The organism is Speluncibacter jeojiensis, assembly GCF_029589495.1.
GTDB classification, from domain to species: domain Bacteria; phylum Actinomycetota; class Actinomycetes; order Mycobacteriales; family Mycobacteriaceae; genus Speluncibacter; species Speluncibacter jeojiensis.
The window spans coordinates 192,503-207,997 of record NZ_JAAIVF010000002.1; the positions used below are offsets into that span (position 1 = coordinate 192,503).

The 15,495-nt window shown below is 70.4% G+C and carries 18 protein-coding genes; 8 read left to right on the top strand and 10 right to left on the bottom strand.

All coding sequences use genetic code 11. The features are described from left to right. Positions 1-28 precede the first annotated feature (28 nt). Positions 29-1,270, top strand: coding sequence for a M23 family metallopeptidase (locus tag G4X40_RS08115; RefSeq protein WP_277831587.1), 1,242 nt, complete (start codon positions 29-31; stop codon positions 1,268-1,270). Here the strand turns inward: G4X40_RS08115 and G4X40_RS08120 are convergent. The 3 genes from G4X40_RS08120 to G4X40_RS08130 are packed head-to-tail and all read right to left on the bottom strand — an operon-like array spanning position 1,249 to position 4,615. Beyond that, on the bottom strand, positions 1,249-2,142 hold the full coding sequence (locus G4X40_RS08120) for an SDR family oxidoreductase (RefSeq protein ID WP_277832364.1): 894 nt from the start codon (positions 2,140-2,142) through the stop codon (positions 1,249-1,251). The genes G4X40_RS08115 and G4X40_RS08120 overlap by 22 nt on opposite strands. Beyond that, on the bottom strand, positions 2,142-3,656 hold the full coding sequence (locus tag G4X40_RS08125; protein ID WP_277831589.1) for a flavin-containing monooxygenase: 1,515 nt from the start codon (positions 3,654-3,656) through the stop codon (positions 2,142-2,144). The genes G4X40_RS08120 and G4X40_RS08125 overlap by 1 nt, the downstream gene beginning before the upstream one ends. Further along, positions 3,653-4,615 carry a patatin-like phospholipase family protein gene (locus G4X40_RS08130; RefSeq protein ID WP_277832365.1) on the bottom strand — a complete coding sequence of 321 codons (963 nt, stop codon included), beginning with the start codon at positions 4,613-4,615 and terminating at the stop codon, positions 3,653-3,655. Before G4X40_RS08130 ends, G4X40_RS08125 begins: the two co-directional genes overlap by 4 nt. Positions 4,616-4,726: 111 nt before the next feature. Between G4X40_RS08130 and G4X40_RS08135 the strand changes: the two genes are divergently transcribed. Continuing rightward, the gene (locus tag G4X40_RS08135; protein WP_277831591.1) at positions 4,727-5,305 is read left to right on the top strand and encodes a TetR/AcrR family transcriptional regulator; all 579 of its coding nucleotides are present in this window, start codon (positions 4,727-4,729) and stop codon (positions 5,303-5,305) included. Between the two features lie 7 nt (positions 5,306-5,312). On the opposite strand, the gene G4X40_RS08140 is transcribed toward G4X40_RS08135, so the two are convergent. From G4X40_RS08140 to fbaA, 3 genes are all read right to left on the bottom strand, one after another. Further along, entirely contained in the window at positions 5,313-6,368 is a 1,056-nt protein-coding gene (locus G4X40_RS08140) for an alpha/beta hydrolase (RefSeq protein WP_277831592.1), read from the bottom strand. Positions 6,369-6,572: 204 nt separating this feature from the next. After that, complete coding sequence (locus G4X40_RS08145) at positions 6,573-7,403, bottom strand: esterase/lipase family protein (protein WP_277831593.1); 831 nt, start codon at positions 7,401-7,403, stop codon at positions 6,573-6,575. 68 nt (positions 7,404-7,471) lie between these two features. Then, positions 7,472-8,509, bottom strand: coding sequence for a class II fructose-bisphosphate aldolase (gene fbaA / locus G4X40_RS08150; RefSeq protein ID WP_277831595.1), 1,038 nt, complete (start codon positions 8,507-8,509; stop codon positions 7,472-7,474). 254 nt (positions 8,510-8,763) lie between these two features. Between fbaA and G4X40_RS08155 the strand changes: the two genes are divergently transcribed. Next, positions 8,764-9,468, top strand: coding sequence for a VTT domain-containing protein (locus G4X40_RS08155; RefSeq protein WP_277832366.1), 705 nt, complete (start codon positions 8,764-8,766; stop codon positions 9,466-9,468). 5 nt (positions 9,469-9,473) lie between these two features. Continuing rightward, complete coding sequence (locus tag G4X40_RS08160) at positions 9,474-10,118, top strand: DedA family protein (protein WP_277831596.1); 645 nt, start codon at positions 9,474-9,476, stop codon at positions 10,116-10,118. A 27-nt stretch (positions 10,119-10,145) separates the two neighbouring features. Here the strand turns inward: G4X40_RS08160 and G4X40_RS08165 are convergent, their stop codons facing one another. Continuing rightward, positions 10,146-10,655 (bottom strand): Rv0361 family membrane protein, encoded by a 510-nt coding sequence (locus G4X40_RS08165; protein ID WP_277831598.1) that lies wholly within the window; start codon positions 10,653-10,655, stop codon positions 10,146-10,148. Positions 10,656-10,739: 84 nt separating this feature from the next. On the opposite strand from G4X40_RS08165, the gene G4X40_RS08170 reads away from it, so the two are divergent. Genes G4X40_RS08170 through G4X40_RS08180 form a run of 3 tightly spaced genes read left to right on the top strand, consistent with a single transcriptional unit; the run spans position 10,740 to position 12,138 of the window. Further along, the gene (locus tag G4X40_RS08170; RefSeq protein WP_277831600.1) at positions 10,740-10,919 is read left to right on the top strand and encodes a CopG family transcriptional regulator; all 180 of its coding nucleotides are present in this window, start codon (positions 10,740-10,742) and stop codon (positions 10,917-10,919) included. Position 10,920: 1 nt separating this feature from the next. Then, positions 10,921-11,265, top strand: a complete 345-nt coding sequence (locus G4X40_RS08175) for a VOC family protein (RefSeq protein WP_277831602.1) — start codon at positions 10,921-10,923, stop codon at positions 11,263-11,265. Positions 11,266-11,280: 15 nt separating this feature from the next. Continuing rightward, positions 11,281-12,138: a class I SAM-dependent methyltransferase gene (locus tag G4X40_RS08180; protein ID WP_277831604.1), complete on the top strand. Its 858-nt coding sequence runs from the start codon at positions 11,281-11,283 to the stop codon at positions 12,136-12,138. A 76-nt stretch (positions 12,139-12,214) separates the two neighbouring features. Here the strand turns inward: G4X40_RS08180 and G4X40_RS08185 are convergent, their stop codons facing one another. Genes G4X40_RS08185 through G4X40_RS08195 form a run of 3 tightly spaced genes read right to left on the bottom strand, consistent with a single transcriptional unit; the run spans position 12,215 to position 14,873 of the window. Continuing rightward, complete coding sequence (locus tag G4X40_RS08185; protein WP_277831606.1) at positions 12,215-13,318, bottom strand: glycoside hydrolase family 76 protein; 1,104 nt, start codon at positions 13,316-13,318, stop codon at positions 12,215-12,217. Positions 13,319-13,352: 34 nt separating this feature from the next. Next, positions 13,353-14,036 (bottom strand): TrmH family RNA methyltransferase, encoded by a 684-nt coding sequence (locus G4X40_RS08190; RefSeq protein WP_277831607.1) that lies wholly within the window; start codon positions 14,034-14,036, stop codon positions 13,353-13,355. 33 nt (positions 14,037-14,069) lie between these two features. Further along, positions 14,070-14,873: an SDR family oxidoreductase gene (locus tag G4X40_RS08195; RefSeq protein ID WP_277831609.1), complete on the bottom strand. Its 804-nt coding sequence runs from the start codon at positions 14,871-14,873 to the stop codon at positions 14,070-14,072. 89 nt (positions 14,874-14,962) lie between these two features. On the opposite strand from G4X40_RS08195, the gene G4X40_RS08200 reads away from it, so the two are divergent. Further along, on the top strand, positions 14,963-15,409 hold the full coding sequence (locus G4X40_RS08200; RefSeq protein ID WP_277831610.1) for a hypothetical protein: 447 nt from the start codon (positions 14,963-14,965) through the stop codon (positions 15,407-15,409). Positions 15,410-15,495 lie beyond the last annotated feature (86 nt).

Genomic DNA, 15,495 nt, shown 5'->3' on the forward strand with positions numbered 1-15,495 from the left:
CGGCGCCCTGCGGCTAACGTCAGCGGTCATGACCCGCCGTTCTCCGGATCCCGCTCCGCCCGCCACCCGTCGACCGGCCGCGCGGGCGGCGCTGGCCCTGCCCGGGCTCGCGGTGCTGCTCACCGGCCTGCTCTCCGGGTGCTCCTCGGCGTCGGGGTCGCGGCCGGCGACCGCACCGGCACCCAACTGGGCCGACGAGACCGTGCGACCCGACGCGCAGGCGCAGGCCACCCCGATCGCGGTGCGCGTGGTCTCGACGCCGCGCACCGTCGTCGCCGCGGACGGATTCGTCCACCTGCCGTATGCGATTGCGCTGCAGAACCTGTCGGCCTACCCGGTGACCGTGCAGTCGATCCAGGCGCTGAACGCCGACACCCAGGGCACGGCGATCGCGAACCTGTCCGGTCCCGCTCTCGAGGAGGCTGTTGCGCAGTCCCCGGAGTCCACCGCCGACAGCACGGCAACCCCCGAACCGGCGGCCGGCCCGAATGACGCCTCGGCCTCCCCCGCGGTGCTCGCACCGGGGTCCTCCGCGACGGTCGACATCGACGCGTTCGTGCCGATGCGCACGACGATCGCCCGGATCGAGCACCGTGTGAGCATCGACTGGACCGAGCAGACCCGTCCGCTCTCGCTCACGTTCACCGCCGCCCGCACCACCGTGGATGCAGCCGACGCGGTCGTGGTGTCGCCGCCGCTGCGCGGACCGGGCTGGGTCGCGGCGGCCGGCTGTTGTCAGACCGCCGACAGGCCGGACGCACCACGCGCTGTCGACGGCACCCTGGTGCCCGCGGACCGGTTCGCCCTCGACCTGCGCAAGCTGGACGCGGCCGGCGGGTTCGGCACCGCCGCAACCAGTTCCGCCCCCGAGCCGGTGCTCGCGGTCGGCGATGCGACCGTGGTGGCGGCGACGCCGGGGTCGGTGATCCTCGACCTCGGACCGGGCGGCGGCCGCTACGCGACGTACACGCACCTGCACGACACCGCGGTCCGCGCCGGCGAGCGGGTCCACACAGGTCAGGTCATCGGGCACCTGGCCGCGACGGCGAGCCCTCGGCTGGGGTTCGCGGTGGTGGACCGTCCGTCGCTGCGGCAGTCCCGCGGGCTGCCCTACGAGTTCACCGCCTTCAGCGGGCTCGGCCGGGTCACCGACCTCCCCGCGATGACCGCGCCGACCGGCGACGCACCGCTGCCCGTGGATCCGTCGGTGCTCACCGGACCGCACAACCGGCAGCTCCCGCTGGTCGGTCAGGTGCTCGGCTTCTCCTGACCGGCGACCTGCCGCGCCACCCGCGCGTCGTAGTCCGCCCGGCCAGCCGGATCGATCGAGGTCAGCGCCCGGCGGTCGTCGATCACGGTGCGCGCCAGCCGCATCAGCCACTCGGGGGTGAGCGCGCCGAGCAGGCCCCACCCGCCCAGCCAGCGCGGCACCGCGGTCTCGGCACGGCGGGTGCGCAGCGTGTCCACGATCGCGGCGGCGACGTCCTCCGGATCGACCGTCGGCATCCCCTTGCCCAGCGGCACCCCCGAGGACAGCGCGGTGCGCACCGCGCTGGGCAGCACCGCACTGACACTGACACCGGAGTCGGCGAACTCGGCCCGCACCGCCGCGGTCAGCCCGACCGCGCCGAACTTGCTGGCGTTGTAGACCGCCATGCCCGGCACGGGCAGCTTGCCGGCCATCGACGCGACGTTGACGATGTGTCCGCGGCCCCGCGCGAGCATGCCCGGCAGCACCGCCCGCATGCCGTGGATGGGGCCCCAGACGTTGACCTCCATGGTCACCCGGCCGGTCCCGTCGGGCTCGTCGAGGAACCCGCCGAGCGGCATGACGCCGGCATTGTTGACCAGCACGTCGATCCGGCCGTACGCGGACAGCACCTCGCCGACGACGGCGGCCCACGACCCGGCGTCGGTGACGTCGAGGCGATACGCCCGCACCCTGTCGACGGCGTCGTCGCCGCCGATGGACGCGGCGGTCTCCTGCGCCACGTCCAGGTCCAGATCGGCGATGCACACCGTCGCGCCGCGGTCGGCGCACAGCTCCGCGGTGGCCCGGCCGATGCCGCGGGCGCCCCCGGTCACCACGACGACCGCGCCGTCGAGTTCGATGCTCGGGTAACGACTTCGGAGTGGCGAGATCACGAGACACGCTCCAGGTCGTCGTCACGGGTGACGTCGTAGGCGCATGGATCGAACCGCGACACCCGGCGCCGCAGCGCCTCCGACGACCACGGCCAGTTGAAGCTGTTGCGGCCGTTGACATCGAAGAAGTAACTCGAGCAGCCGCCGGCGTTGTACACGGTGGCGCCGAGCGCCGCCTGCACCTCGGCGTTGAACGCGTCCTGGACCTCCCGGCGCACCTCGATCGTGCGCCAGCGGCCGCACACGGCCCGGGCCACCGCCTCGGTCACATGCTCGAGTTGAGCCTCGAGGATATGGAAGGCGGACGTGTGCCCGGTGCCCAGGCTCGGGCCGAGCAGCACGAACGCGTTGGGGAACCCGGCGACGGCGGAGCCCAGGTACGCCTCCGGACTGCCCTGCCAGTGGTCGTCGAGGCTGCGCCCGTCCCCGTCGAAAACCCGTCCGGCGATCGGCATGTCGAGGATGTGGAAGCCGGTGCCGAAGACGATGGCGTCCACCTCGGTCTCGGTTCCGTCGGCACCGACGACGGTCCGGCCCCGGATCTCGGTGACCGCGCCGTCGTGCACGTCGACGTTCGGCCGGGTCAGCGCCGGATAATAGGTGTTCGACAGCAGCAGCCGCTTGCAGCCGAGGGTGTAGTCCGGGGTGAGCACCCGGCGCAGTCGCCGGTCGCGGACCTGCAGGCGCAACTGCGCGGATCCCGCGCGCTGCACCTGGCGCAGGATCCACGGATTCCGGAAGCCGAGCCCGAGCGCCTCCATGATCGCGTACTCGATGCCGCGCAATGCCTTCTGCGCGAAGGGCATCCGCATCACAGCACGTTCCACCGCGGGCACGTGGTGGTCCGGCTTGGGCAGCACCCACTGCGCGGTGCGCTGGTACACGTGCAGCTGCGCGACCTGCGGCTGGATCTTCGGCACGAACTGCACCGCGGAGGCCCCGGTGCCGACCACCGCGACACGCTTGCCGACCAGGTCGTAGTCGTGGTTCCAGCGCGAGGAGTGGAACACCTCGCCGGGGAAGGTGTCCAGGCCGGGCATCTCCGGGATCAGCGGCTCGCTCCACGGCCCCGCGGCGGCGATGGTGAAACGCGCCGTGACGACGCCTGCCGAAGTCGTCAGCCGCCAGCGCGCGGCCGACTCGTCCCAGTCGGCCCGCAGCAGCTCGACGCCGAACCGCAGGTGCCGCGGCACGTCGTGTGCGGCGGCGGTGCGCTGGATGTAGTCGCGGATCTCCGGCTGTTCGGCAAACAGCCGCGACCATTCGGGGTTCGCCGCGAACGAGTACGAGTACAGGCCCGACGGCACGTCGCACGCGCATCCGGGATAGTCGTTGGCCCGCCAGGTGCCGCCGATCGAGTCGGCCTTCTCCAGCACCACGAAGTCGGTGATGCCCGACTGGCGCAACCGGATCGCCGCGCCGATCCCGGAGATCCCGGCACCGATCACGACGACGTCGTATTCGCGCCCGTCCAGTCGCGTCTCGTCCGGTACCGCTTCCTGGGCGGTCATCGCAGCGCTCCCCTCGGGTGTGCGGCCAGTTCCCGCTCGACGGCGGCGCGGGTGGTGCGCAGCGCGGTCTCGAGCGTCGCGGGACGGCGCCGGTGATCCATGAAGTTGGCGCCCATCGCGGCGAGGTCCTCGTCGCCTGCGTCGATCCGCAGTACGGTCGTGCCCGCCCGTCGCAACTGCGCGACCTCACGGTCGAGGCCCGCCGACATGCCGCGGCGCAGCGCGAGCCGCTCGATACGGGCGGCGCCGCGCGGGGGCCGCAGGGCGCCCGAGGCCATCGGCGCCAGCACCACCACCTCGTCGAGATCCAGTGGGACGAGCAGGTCGGCCGAGGCCGTCGAACTCGCACCGCCGTCGACGTACCGGCGTCCACCGATTCGCACCGGCGGGAACCAGCCGGGCACCGCCCACGAAGCGCACAAGGCTTGGGCCACAGTGGCATCGGGGGCGTCTGGCGAGCCGAAAGCGACTCGACGTCCGGTCCGGTAGTCCATGGCGACCAGCCACGCCGATGGGTGCGCGGGCCACGTGCCCTCAGGCACCAGCTCGTGTGCCAGCTCCTCGAGCCAGGCCGGGTCTCCGCCGCCCTCCGGGGCCAGTCCGGCGACCCGGCTGAGCAGCGGCAGGCCGCGGTCGAACAACAGCCGCGGCGAGCCCGGACGCGGCCGCGGCAGCGGCGGCACCATGCCCGGCACGCGTCCGTGGTGTCGGGCCAGCGCCGGACGCGCTCCCTGCCTTCCCAGCTGCGCGTCGAGCAACTCGTCGACGCCGACCCCTGCCGCGAGCATGGTGACCAGCTCGGCCCCGGCGGACGTGCCGATCAGCGCGTCGGCCTCACGCGGGTCCCAGTCCAACGCGTCGCGCACGGCCGCCAGAGCGGCGACGGTCCAGGTGAAGCCGAGCGTGCCGCCGCAACCGATCGCCAGTCCGCGCCGCACCCGCCCCGAGGTGGCGTCCATCACATCACTCATTTTTCGGATACTAGCGGTATCTGAGTGTCTCCGGTAGCCCCGCCCGTGGGCTGATAGCGTCGCGACCACCGAACAGGAGGCGAGTCGAGCGTGGCCCGAATGACCCGGCAACAGGCGCAGGCCCAGACCCGCGAACATCTGCTGACCACCGCCGCCGAGCACTTTCTCGACCGGGGATACGCCGCGGCCTCCCTCGATCAGATCGCCGACGTCGCGGGCTACTCGAAGGGTGCGGTCTACTCGAACTTCGCCAACAAGGACGAGCTGTGCCTGGCCGTCCTCGACCGCATCCGGCTGGAGAAGATGGCGGAGATCGTCGCGCTGCTCGCCGCCGAACCCACGCTCGAGGAGTCGTTCGCCGCGTTCTCGGGGTGGGCCGACCGCACCATCGGCGACCGCCGCTGGACGCTGCTCGAGATCGAGTTCTCGGTCCGATCCCGGCACAACGAGGCCATCCGGCGGCAACTGGCCGAGGGTGCGCAGGGGGTCCGTGCGGCGATCGCGACCATCGTCACCGGCCTCGCGGACCGGCACGGTCTGCACTGCACGCTTCCAGCCGAGGAGGCCGCGACCGCGCTGCTCAGCCTGGGCATCGGCCTCGGTCTACAGCGCGCGATCAGCCCCGAACTGCCCGCGGCGGCACTCGCCGACACGTTGCGCGCGCTGTTCGGCCTGTGAGGTCGGCTCAGGCGCCCCGCTGACCCGACCGCACGACCGGGTCGGCCCAGGTGACCTTCCGGATGAACTCGCCGAGGGCCGCGATGGCCAGCCTGGCCTCGGGAATGATCCCGGCCGCAGCCTGGAACACGTGCACCTGGCCCTGCCAGACCTGCAGTTCACAACTCCCGCCCGCATCCGTGAGCCGTTGTGCCATCAACTCGGCGTCCGGCAGCAGGAACTCGCGTGATCCGATCTGGATCAGTGTCGGCGGCATGCCGCGCAGGTCCGCATCGGCAGGGGTCGGCACCGGGGTGCCCTCCTCACGGACCAGCCGGTTCGACAGCGCGACCATGGCCTGCGCGGGGATGACCGCGCAGCGATCGGCGTTGCGGTGCGCCAGCTTTCGGGTGGGGTCCACCTCGATCAGCGGCGACATCGCCGCCAGCCCCGCCGGGAGTGGCAGCCCCTCGTCGCGGATCGACACCGCCACCGCGAAGGTGAGGAACCCACCCGCAGAGTCGCCGCAGACCACGATCTGTTCGGGCGCCCAGCCCTCGTCGAGCAACCACCGATAGCCGTCCACCCCGTCGGCGACGGCGTCGGCGATGGTGTGTTTCGGCAGCATCCGGTAGTCGACGATCAGCGCCGGAGCGTCGGCCGCCGCACTGACGCGGGCGACCAGGTCACGGTGGGTGTGCGGCCCGCACACCACGAATCCGCCGCCGTGCAGGTAGAGCAGCACCCGATCGGCACCCGCCGCGCTGCCCACCTCGGCGGCTGCCAGCAACTCGGCCCGGCAGTTCTCCAGTCGGACCGCCCGGCGGGTGGTGTGCCGCGGCGGCGGGATGGTCCGGGCGAGGCTGTCGACCGCGCCCGCCGGCCACGGCAGATCGGGAAAGTGTGCCCAGAACCGCAGGAACGGGTTGACCGTCCTGGACAAGCTGCACTGCAGGACCTGCGAGCGCAGACTGGCACCCGCCATGAAAGTGCCGTCGACGTGGGACTCGGACCGGTACTTCTCGGCATGATGTTCCGGGCGGAGCGAGCCGATCAACGTCAGGCGCGACATCGGTATCTGCATGAGGACCTCCTGGTCCACCCTGCGATGCCGCGTGGGTCCATCACCCTGATCGGCCCCTGGTCACGACCCCGGTCCCACCAGAACCACATCTTGCAAATCCGGGCCCGTCGAAGATGGGCATCGTCCCATTTTTCTACCACCGCGGACCGACAGACACCGGTCGTTCTGTCCGAATGGGACCGGACGGTTGCCGGTGGCCCCGGCTCAGCAAACCGGCACGAACGCGGGATCTGCCGGGCCGGGGCTGCGCAGCGCCTCGAGCACCCACTGCGCGGCGACCGGATCGTCGAGAATCGTCGAGTGGTTCGACGTGTCGGCGGGGCAGCGATCCTGCAGGACGACGTCGGTCACCCGGTCCGGCGGGCCGGACAGGCCCTGGCTCCGGAAGGGCGTGACCATCTCGTCGTCGCGCGAGGAGATCACCGTGTAGCTGATTCCCGGTACGGTGTCGCCTCCCTGGTTCAGTCGCGTCATGAACGGTGAGCGCGGGTCGAACTCCTGCGCGCATCCCGGACAGATCGGGCCCAGGACCTCGCCGTCGACGGTCGACCCGTGGTTGATCGGCGCCAGCGCGACCAGCCGCACGACCTTCGGGGCGCCCCCGAGGAGGCGCACGTAATAGCGGGGCAGCACTCCCCCGATGCTGTGCCCGACGATGTCGACCCGCGCGGCCCCGGTGGCGGCGCGAACCCGGTCGACGAACACGGCGATCTGTGCGGCCGACTGCTCCAGCGGGCCACTGGCGACATCGCCGTAGCTCGGTGCGAACGTGCAGTAGCCGTCGGCGCGCAGTCGTGGCACCAGCGTGCGCCACGCGACCACCGCCGGTTCGAGGGTGCCGTGCAGCAGCACGACGGGGTCCGGATGGTCGGCGCGCGGCCGGCACGACCAGTCGTTCGCCAGCGCGGGCACCGCGGCGTAGACGGCCTGCGCTGCCGTGTCCAGCGGGCCCATGTCCAGCGGGCTGGGCCCGGCCGCGGGCCGCGTGGCCGGTGTGGCCGCCCCGGCTCCCGCCGGCGCGGCGACCGCGGACACGAGACAGAGCAGCGCTGCGGCGGCCCCGGTCAGGGCCGCCCGCAGCGCTGTTCGCGTGCGGGTCGGCGTCAGCGCGCCGAGACGGAACGGCCCGCCGACTTCAGGTCGTTGCAGGCCTCGACGACGCGGGCGGTCATGCCGGCCTCGGCCTTCTTGAGGTAGCTGCGCGGGTCGTAGACCTTCTTGTTGCCGACCTCGCCGTCGACCTTGAGGACACCGTCGTAGTTGGTGAAGAAGTGGCCGGCGATCGGGCGGGAGAACGCGTACTGGGTGTCGGTGTCGACGTTCATCTTCACCACGCCGTTCTTCAGCGACTCCTCGATCTCGCTCTTGAGCGAGCCGGATCCGCCGTGGAAGACGAAGTCGAACGGCTGCGAACCGGCCGCCAGGCCCAGCTTCGCGGACGCGACGCGCTGGCCCTCGGCGAGCACCTCCGGCTTGAGCTTGACGTTGCCCGGCTTGTAGACGCCGTGCACGTTGCCGAAGGTCGCGGCCAGCAGGTACTTGCCGTTCTCGCCGGTGCCCAACGCGTCGACGGTCTTCTCGAAGTCCTCGGACGAGGTGTAGAGCTTCTCGTTGATCTCGGCCTCGACACCGTCCTCTTCGCCGCCCACGACGCCGATCTCGACCTCGAGGATGATGTTGGCGGCCTTGCTCAGCTTGAGCAGGTCCTGCGCGATCTCCAGGTTCTCGTCGATGGGGATGGCCGAGCCGTCCCACATGTGCGACTGGAACAGCGGGCTGCAGCCCTTGTTGACGCGCTCCTGCGAGATGGCCAGCAGCGGGCGGACGAAGCCGTCCAGCTTGTCCTTCGGGCAGTGGTCGGTGTGCAGCGCGATCGTCACGTCGTACTTGGCTGCGACGACGTGCGCGAACTCGGCGAGCGCGACCGAACCGGTCACCATGTCCTTGACACCCAGGCCCGAACCGAACTCGGCGCCACCGGTCGAGAACTGGATGATGCCGTCGCTGCCCGCAGCCGCGAAGCCCGCGATCGCAGCGTTGATCGTCTCCGAAGAGGTGCAGTTGATGGCGGGAAACGCGAACGAGTTTTCCTTGGCCCGGCCGAGCATCTCGGCGTAGACCTCGGGAGTTGCGATCGGCATCGTGAAAGGTCCTGTCGTGTGCGTGGTCAGGGCACGGTTGAGCCCCGCTTGTCTAGGCAGTATGACAAGCGGCGGCGACACGGTCACGGGGGGTCTCGCTCCATGGCTCGAGTTCGTCGACGGTTCGTCGATCGTGGGCCGCCCCGCCGCGCCGGTACGCTGTTGGCGTGATTGCGCACACTCTCGCCGAGACCATCTCAGCTGTCGACCCCGGCACCGCCACCGTGGCCCTCGGCCCGAAGTGGATCGATCCGATGTACCTGCTGACGGAGTCGCCGCTGCGGCACGCAGTGTTGCCCGCGATCCTGGCCATCGTCTTCATCGAGACCGGCCTGCTGTTCCCCCTGCTGCCCGGCGACTCGCTGCTGTTCACCGGCGGCCTGCTCGCGCACCAGCCGCACCCTCCGGTCAGCATCTGGACACTGCTGATCCTGGTGCCGCTGACGGCGATCCTCGGCGATCAGGTCGCCTACTGGATCGGCCGCAAGCTCGGGCCGACGCTGTTCAGCAAAAAGGACTCGAAGTTCTTCAAGCAGGAGTACGTGACGGAATCACACGCGTTCTTCGAGAAGCACGGCCCGAAGACGATCATCCTGGCCCGCTTCGTGCCGATCGTGCGGACGTTCGCCCCGGTCGTGGCGGGCATCTCGAAGATGAAGTACACGACGTTCCTCGCGTTCGACATCGTCGGCGGCATCCTGTGGGGCGGCGGCGTGACGCTGCTCGGCTACTACCTGGGCGGACACGAGTTCATCCAGAAGAACATCGAGGCCATCTTCATCCTCATCGTGCTCATCTCGGTGCTGCCGGGCATCATCGGCATCACCAAGAAGTATCTGGCGGCGCGGCGCGGAGGCGCCACGCCGGGCCAGGCGGTCGACGAGGTCGCCAAGAGTGATCTACCGGACGCCGGTGCGCGTCACGCGGCCCCCGCGGCCGACCAAGATCCAGTGGCCTGACGGTCATGGGACTCGCAGCGGACGGGTTCGGTCCCCTGCAGAGCGCCGGACCCGTCATGGTCTGGCTGATCGTGCTGGTGTTCGTCTTCCTCGAGTGCGCGGTGATCGTCGGCCTGTTCCTGCCCGGCGACTCCCTGCTGATCACCGCCGGCGTGGTGCTCGCGGCGCACGGCAGCGAGGCGCAGGTGTGGCTGCTCGCGGTCGGCGCGATGACCGCGGCCATCGTCGGAAACCAGGTCGGATACCACCTGGGGCACAAACACGGCCATCGCGTGATCGCCCGGCGAAGCGGGCGCTGCCTCAACGCGAAGAACCTGCACCGGTGCAGCCAGGTCATGGAGCGGCACGGCTTCTGGGGTGTGCTCATCGCCCGCTGGATACCGTTCGTGCGCACGCTGTGCCCGCTGGTCGCCGGCGCGGCCCACATGAACCGGCGCACGTTCACGATCGCCAGCAGCATCGGGGCCGTGTTCTGGGCGCCGGTGATCCTGCTGATCGGCTACTACGGCGGCGGCCAACTGGGCAAGGTCCCGTGGCTGATGCCCGCCGTGACCGCGGCTCTGGTGGTGGCGCTGATCGCCGGCACCGCGATCGGCCTGCGCCACTACCGCCAGGAGATGGCGAAGCCGCCCGAGACAGTCGAGATCTAGCCGGCCGGCAAGCCCCGCCCCGCCGTCTCAGTGTGAGTCGCAGACCTGCCACCCGTAGCCGTGGCGCTGCAGCACGAACTGTTCCACCGACCGGTTCTTCTTGCCGGTGTCGCGCTGGGTGGCGATCTCGATCGCGTCGGCCCGCGCATCGTCGCCGGAGACCCGGATGTTCTCGACCGCGGCGACCGCGAAACTCACGGCGGTGTACGCCTGTCGCATCGCGTCACCGATCTGCGGTTCCGGACCGGCGAAGGCCTGCGCGAACTCGCCGCAGCTGAGCGTGCGGACCGTGGCGACGTCGCCCGCCTGCATCGCGGTGAGCATCCGCCGGATGGTCGCGTCGATCTTCTCCTGATCGGACGACGCAGCACCGAAGTGGAATCCGGGCAGGTACCTTGCCTCCGCCTGCTCGATCGCCGCGGCGCTGGGGTCGCGGGTCGCGATCCGGGCGATCATCAGTCCGGACACCACCGCTGCGAGCAGCGCACCCACCACGAAGAGCACGCTGCCCCGGGATCTACGCGCGGTCGTCGACACGCGCCGATCATGTCATCACGAGGCGCGTTCGCGCGCGACAACGCACGCTAGCGTTCTAGGTTGCTAGCATGCTAGCGTAGTTACATGCCCGGCGAGGAAGTCAAACAGTTCAACGTCTACCTGCCCATCGAGCTCATCAAGCGGGTCAAGTACCGCGCCCTCGAGACAGGGACGTCACTGTCGGCACTGACCGCGGATGCGCTGCGGTCGTACCTCGACGCCGACGGGCGCGACGAGCACGCATCAACCGAGAAGGAGAGTTGACATGGCAACCGACGGCATCGAGGCAGTGTTCCTGACCACCCACAATTGGGGCCGGTCCGCGCAGTTCTTCCAGGCACTCGGCTACGAGCTCGAGTTCTCGACCGACCACAGTTCCGGGCAGCTCCGCAACGGCGAAGGACCGTACATCTTCATCGCCGAGGTACCCGAAGACCAGGCGCCGCAGACCCAGCTGGTGCTCAAGGTGCCGGACGCCGATTCGTTCCACACCGATCCCGTCGTCGAAGTCGTGACGCCGTTCGCGCCGACCCACTTCGGAACCCGCGAGATGACCGTCCGCGACCCGGATGGACGGATGTGGAGCCTGCAGGCGCCGATCGAGCACTGACGAGAGGACCCAGACATGACCGACGACACCACCGCGGCACCGGACAACACCGCCGTGCGGACCGCACTGTGGCGCGCCATGCACGTGCAGGTCGATGCCCCGCCGCACGTCCTCGAGGACGAGGTCGGGCTGCAGCTCACAGAACCCGATCCCGACTGGCGCGGCCGTCCCGACATGGATCCCGACGGCACGCGCGGGTTCCGGGCGGCGATCGTGGCCCGCGCGCGTTTCATCGAGGACCTGATCACCGAGCAGATCGATCGGGGCGTCGACCAGTACGTGATCCTCGGCGCCGGACTGGACACGTTCGTCCAGCGAAGGCCCGAGTTCGCCTCGCGGGTCCGGGTGTTCGAGATCGATCAGCCCGGCGCGCAGGCGTGGAAACGTCGGCGCCTCATCGAGACCGGCCACGGCATCCCCGACTGGCTCCATCTCGTCCCGGTCGACTTCGAGGCGACCCCCGACTGGGTCGAACAGCTGGTCGCCTCCGGGTTCGACCCCGACCGGCCCACGGTGATCGTGTCGACCGGCGTGACGATGTACCTCACCCGGGCGGCCACCGCTGCCACGCTGCGCCGCATCGCCGGGCTCGGGCCCGGGTCGACGCTGGCCATGACGTTTCTGCTGCCGGCGGAGCTCGTCGACGAGGCCGACCGGACAGGTCTGCAGACCAGCAAGAAGGGCGCGCAGGCCTCGGGCACACCGTTCCTCAGCTTCTACACCCCCACCGAAATGCTCGCGTTGGCCCGAGAGTCCGGGTTCCGCGAGGTCCGGCATGTGTCGGGAAGCTCGCTCGCCGACCGCTACTTCGCCGAACGCAGCGACAGGCTGCGACCATCGAGCGGGGAGGATCTGCTGCTCGCGACCATCTGACACATGTGCGACGGCAGACGCCTCCGCGAATCCGCGCACCGCGCGGTCATCGGCACACGCTGCAAAGAACCTGTTGCTATGGAAGCACTTCCACGGTATGCGCCGCCTCCAGCAGCATCCATCCCGACAGCTGCACCGACAGGTCACGCTCCGGCACGCTCGACGCGTGCACGGAATCGCCGCACAGCACCCCATCCTCGCCGTGCAACTCCGGCATCACCGCCGGCACGGTCCACCTGCACCCGAACAGCGGCAGTCCGTCGACCGACAGCCGGTTCGCCCACGCGGACTCGGCACTGGACAGCACGATCGACCGTGCGAGCCGGCGGGTGTCCTCGTCCTCCGCGTCCAGCACGGGCAACTCGGTCGCCACCAGCGCGAGGTACCGCGCCAGGATCCCGTTGAACAGTCCTCCGTCGCCGCTGCCGCCGCCGGTGATCACCCCACCGGAACACAGGTGCGCCGACACCGCCGCGACGAGGCGGCGCACCCGGATGCTGTGCCGCGGGTCGCCCATCCGCACGGCCAGTTCGGTCTCCGCGCCCAGCACCACCCCCTGGCAGTAGCTGTAGACGACGCGCTCGACCTCGGTGCCGCGCAGTCCGTCGAAGATCAGCCCGGTGACCGGGTCGCGCAGGCGCTCGTCGATCCAATCGGCCATTTCCTGCGCCCGCCACAACCGCCCGGTACGCGCCAGCAGGATCGCCGCCGGACCGTTGGCGGGTGCGTTGTAGAAGTCGTCGCGTCTGCGCCACGGGATGCCGCCGCCGGCCGCCGGATTCCAGGCGTCGACCAGTCGTGATTCCAGGGTCTGGATCGCGGATGGGTGTTCGACCTGCTGCTGTCGTCCGGCGCGCTCGAGCGCCAGGCCCATCCACGCCATGTCGTCGTAGTACCGGTTGGTCCAGCCGGTCAGGTTGCGTATCCGCGGCGACCGGGTCAACCGTCGCAGCCGGCGGACCCTGGCCTGGGTCGGCAGCCGCACCGCGGCATCGACCGCGCAGTCGATCAGATGGGCCTGCCACCAGTAGTTCCACACCCCGAACGTGCGCTCACGCAGTTCCGGTGGCCACGCGACCACTCCGAGCTCGGTGCAGGGAAGGCCCCACAGCCGGCGCGCATGGCGCGCGAGCGCGGCCCGCTCCGCCGCGTCGGCCCGCCTCGACCAGAGGTTCCCCATGCCCTTGAATCCTGCCCGCTCGCCGCCGCGGCCGCTACCACGCCTGCGTCAGGTCGGCGTGCTGGCGGATCCAGGCGTGCATCGCGATGCCGGCCGCCACGCCCGCGTTGATGCTGCGCGTCGACCCGAACTGCGCGATCGACACGGTCAGTTCGGCACGGTCCTTGGCCTGCTCGCTCACACCCGGCCCTTCCTGCCCGAACAGCAACAGGCATTCGAGGGGCAGCTGCACCGTCTCGATCGGCACCGATCCGGGCACGTTGTCGACGGCGACCACGTGCAGCCCGCGCTCGTGCGCCCAGGCCATCATCTCCTCGACGGTGCTGTGGTGCAGCACATGCTGGTATCGGTCGGTGACCATGGCACCGCGGCGATTCCACCGTCGACGGCCGACGATGTGCACGGTCGCCGCGGCGAAGGCGTTGGCAGTGCGGACGACGGTGCCGATGTTGGCGTCGTGGTGAAAGTTCTCGATGGCGATGTGCAGTGTGTGCCGCCGGGTGTCGATGTCGGCGACGATCGCCTCACGACGCCAGTAGCGGTAGGCGTCGACGACGTTGCGGCGGTCGCCCTCCGCAAGCAACTCCGGGTCGAAGCGGGGGTCGGTCGGCAACGGTTCCCCGTACTCGCGCACCCACGGACCCACCCCCACCGGATGCGACCCCCATTCGGTCGCCCCGGGTTCGTCGTTCGCATGGGGATCGTCGGCAGTCGGCACGGATCGACGGTACGCGACGCCGCCGGTCCCCCATCAGCTCCGGTTGATCCGCCGATTGATCTCGCGCAGCACCCAACCCGGCGCGAACTGCGCCGACGCGAACATCGCGCGGGCCTGACGGCCGACCGGGTAGTGCACCCTCGGCAGCCGCCGTCGCGGCCCGCGCACGACCGCGAGGATCTCGGCGGCCACATCGTCGGCGGTCAGCCGCACCCCCAGCGACGCGGTCGACGCGGTCGTCACATCGTGCAGCATCCCGGTGTCCACGAACAACGGCCACACCGCGACCACCCGGATGTCGTCACGCCGCCACTCCAGGTCCAGCGCCTCGGTCAACCCGCGCACCGCGAACTTCGTCGCACCGTACGTCGCCAGCTCCGGCTGACCGTAGATCGCCGACGCCGAACACAGGTTGACCACCTGCGCTCCGGGGGTGTCGCGCAGATAGGGGAAGGCCGTGTAGCAGCCGTTGACGGCGCCGAGCACGTTGATCTCGACCATCCGCTGATGATCGAGCGGCGTCATGTCCTCGAACCGGCCCGCCGAAAGCACTCCGGCGTTGTTCACCAGCACGTCAAGCCGACCGCCCGCCGCCGCGGTGAACTCCGCGAGCCGCTCGTGCCAGGCCGGCGCGTCGGTCACGTCGAGGAAGCCCGTCACCGCCAGGCCGCCCGCGGAGTCGATCTCGCGGCGCAACGACACCAGGCCCGGCTCGTCGATGTCGTAGCCGCCGACGAGGTAGCCGGCCCGAGCGAACGCGAGCGCGGTCGCGCGGCCGATCCCCGACGCGGCGCCGGTGATCAGGACCGCTCGGTCCCGGCTGTCACTGGGGCTCACCGCCTCAGGCTAACCCGGCCCGGCCCGCCGAACGCGACTAAAATGACGTTCAGGACACCTTCCCTCACGCGGTCTACGGGGGTGTGTCGATGAACCATCGCAGGGTTGTCAAGGCGGTCGTCGTGGTCACCGCCATCTACTTCGTCGGGCTGTGCCTGTGGTTGACTTTCCTGGTCCGCCTCGCGCCGCCGGACACCATCGGCGCGCAGTTGATGGGCATCGTCGCGAGCTTCGGCGCGGCACTCGGCATCGGGTTGATGTGGGCACGCCGCCCCAGCCACGCGGACCGCAAGCTGTTCAAGCACGGCTACGAAGGCTGGGCGACGATCGAGCACATCCGGCCGCTGCGCCGCACCCGCGACTTCGGGGAGCTGGCCGAGATCGAGTTGAACCTGACCGTGCCCGGTTCGCAGTCGTATTCGGGGCGGGTCGTGCACGAGGTGCACTACGACGAGACCGACAAGTTCGTGCCCGGCGCGACCATCCCGATCCGCGTCGACCCGAAGGACCGCGACCACATCATGCTGTGCCCGTGAGTTGCACTGCCCGTGAGCAACCGGGCGCCGGACGCCCCGGCATGGTGTGGCCAGCACGACCGTGAAGCGACCGGCCTGCCACCTCG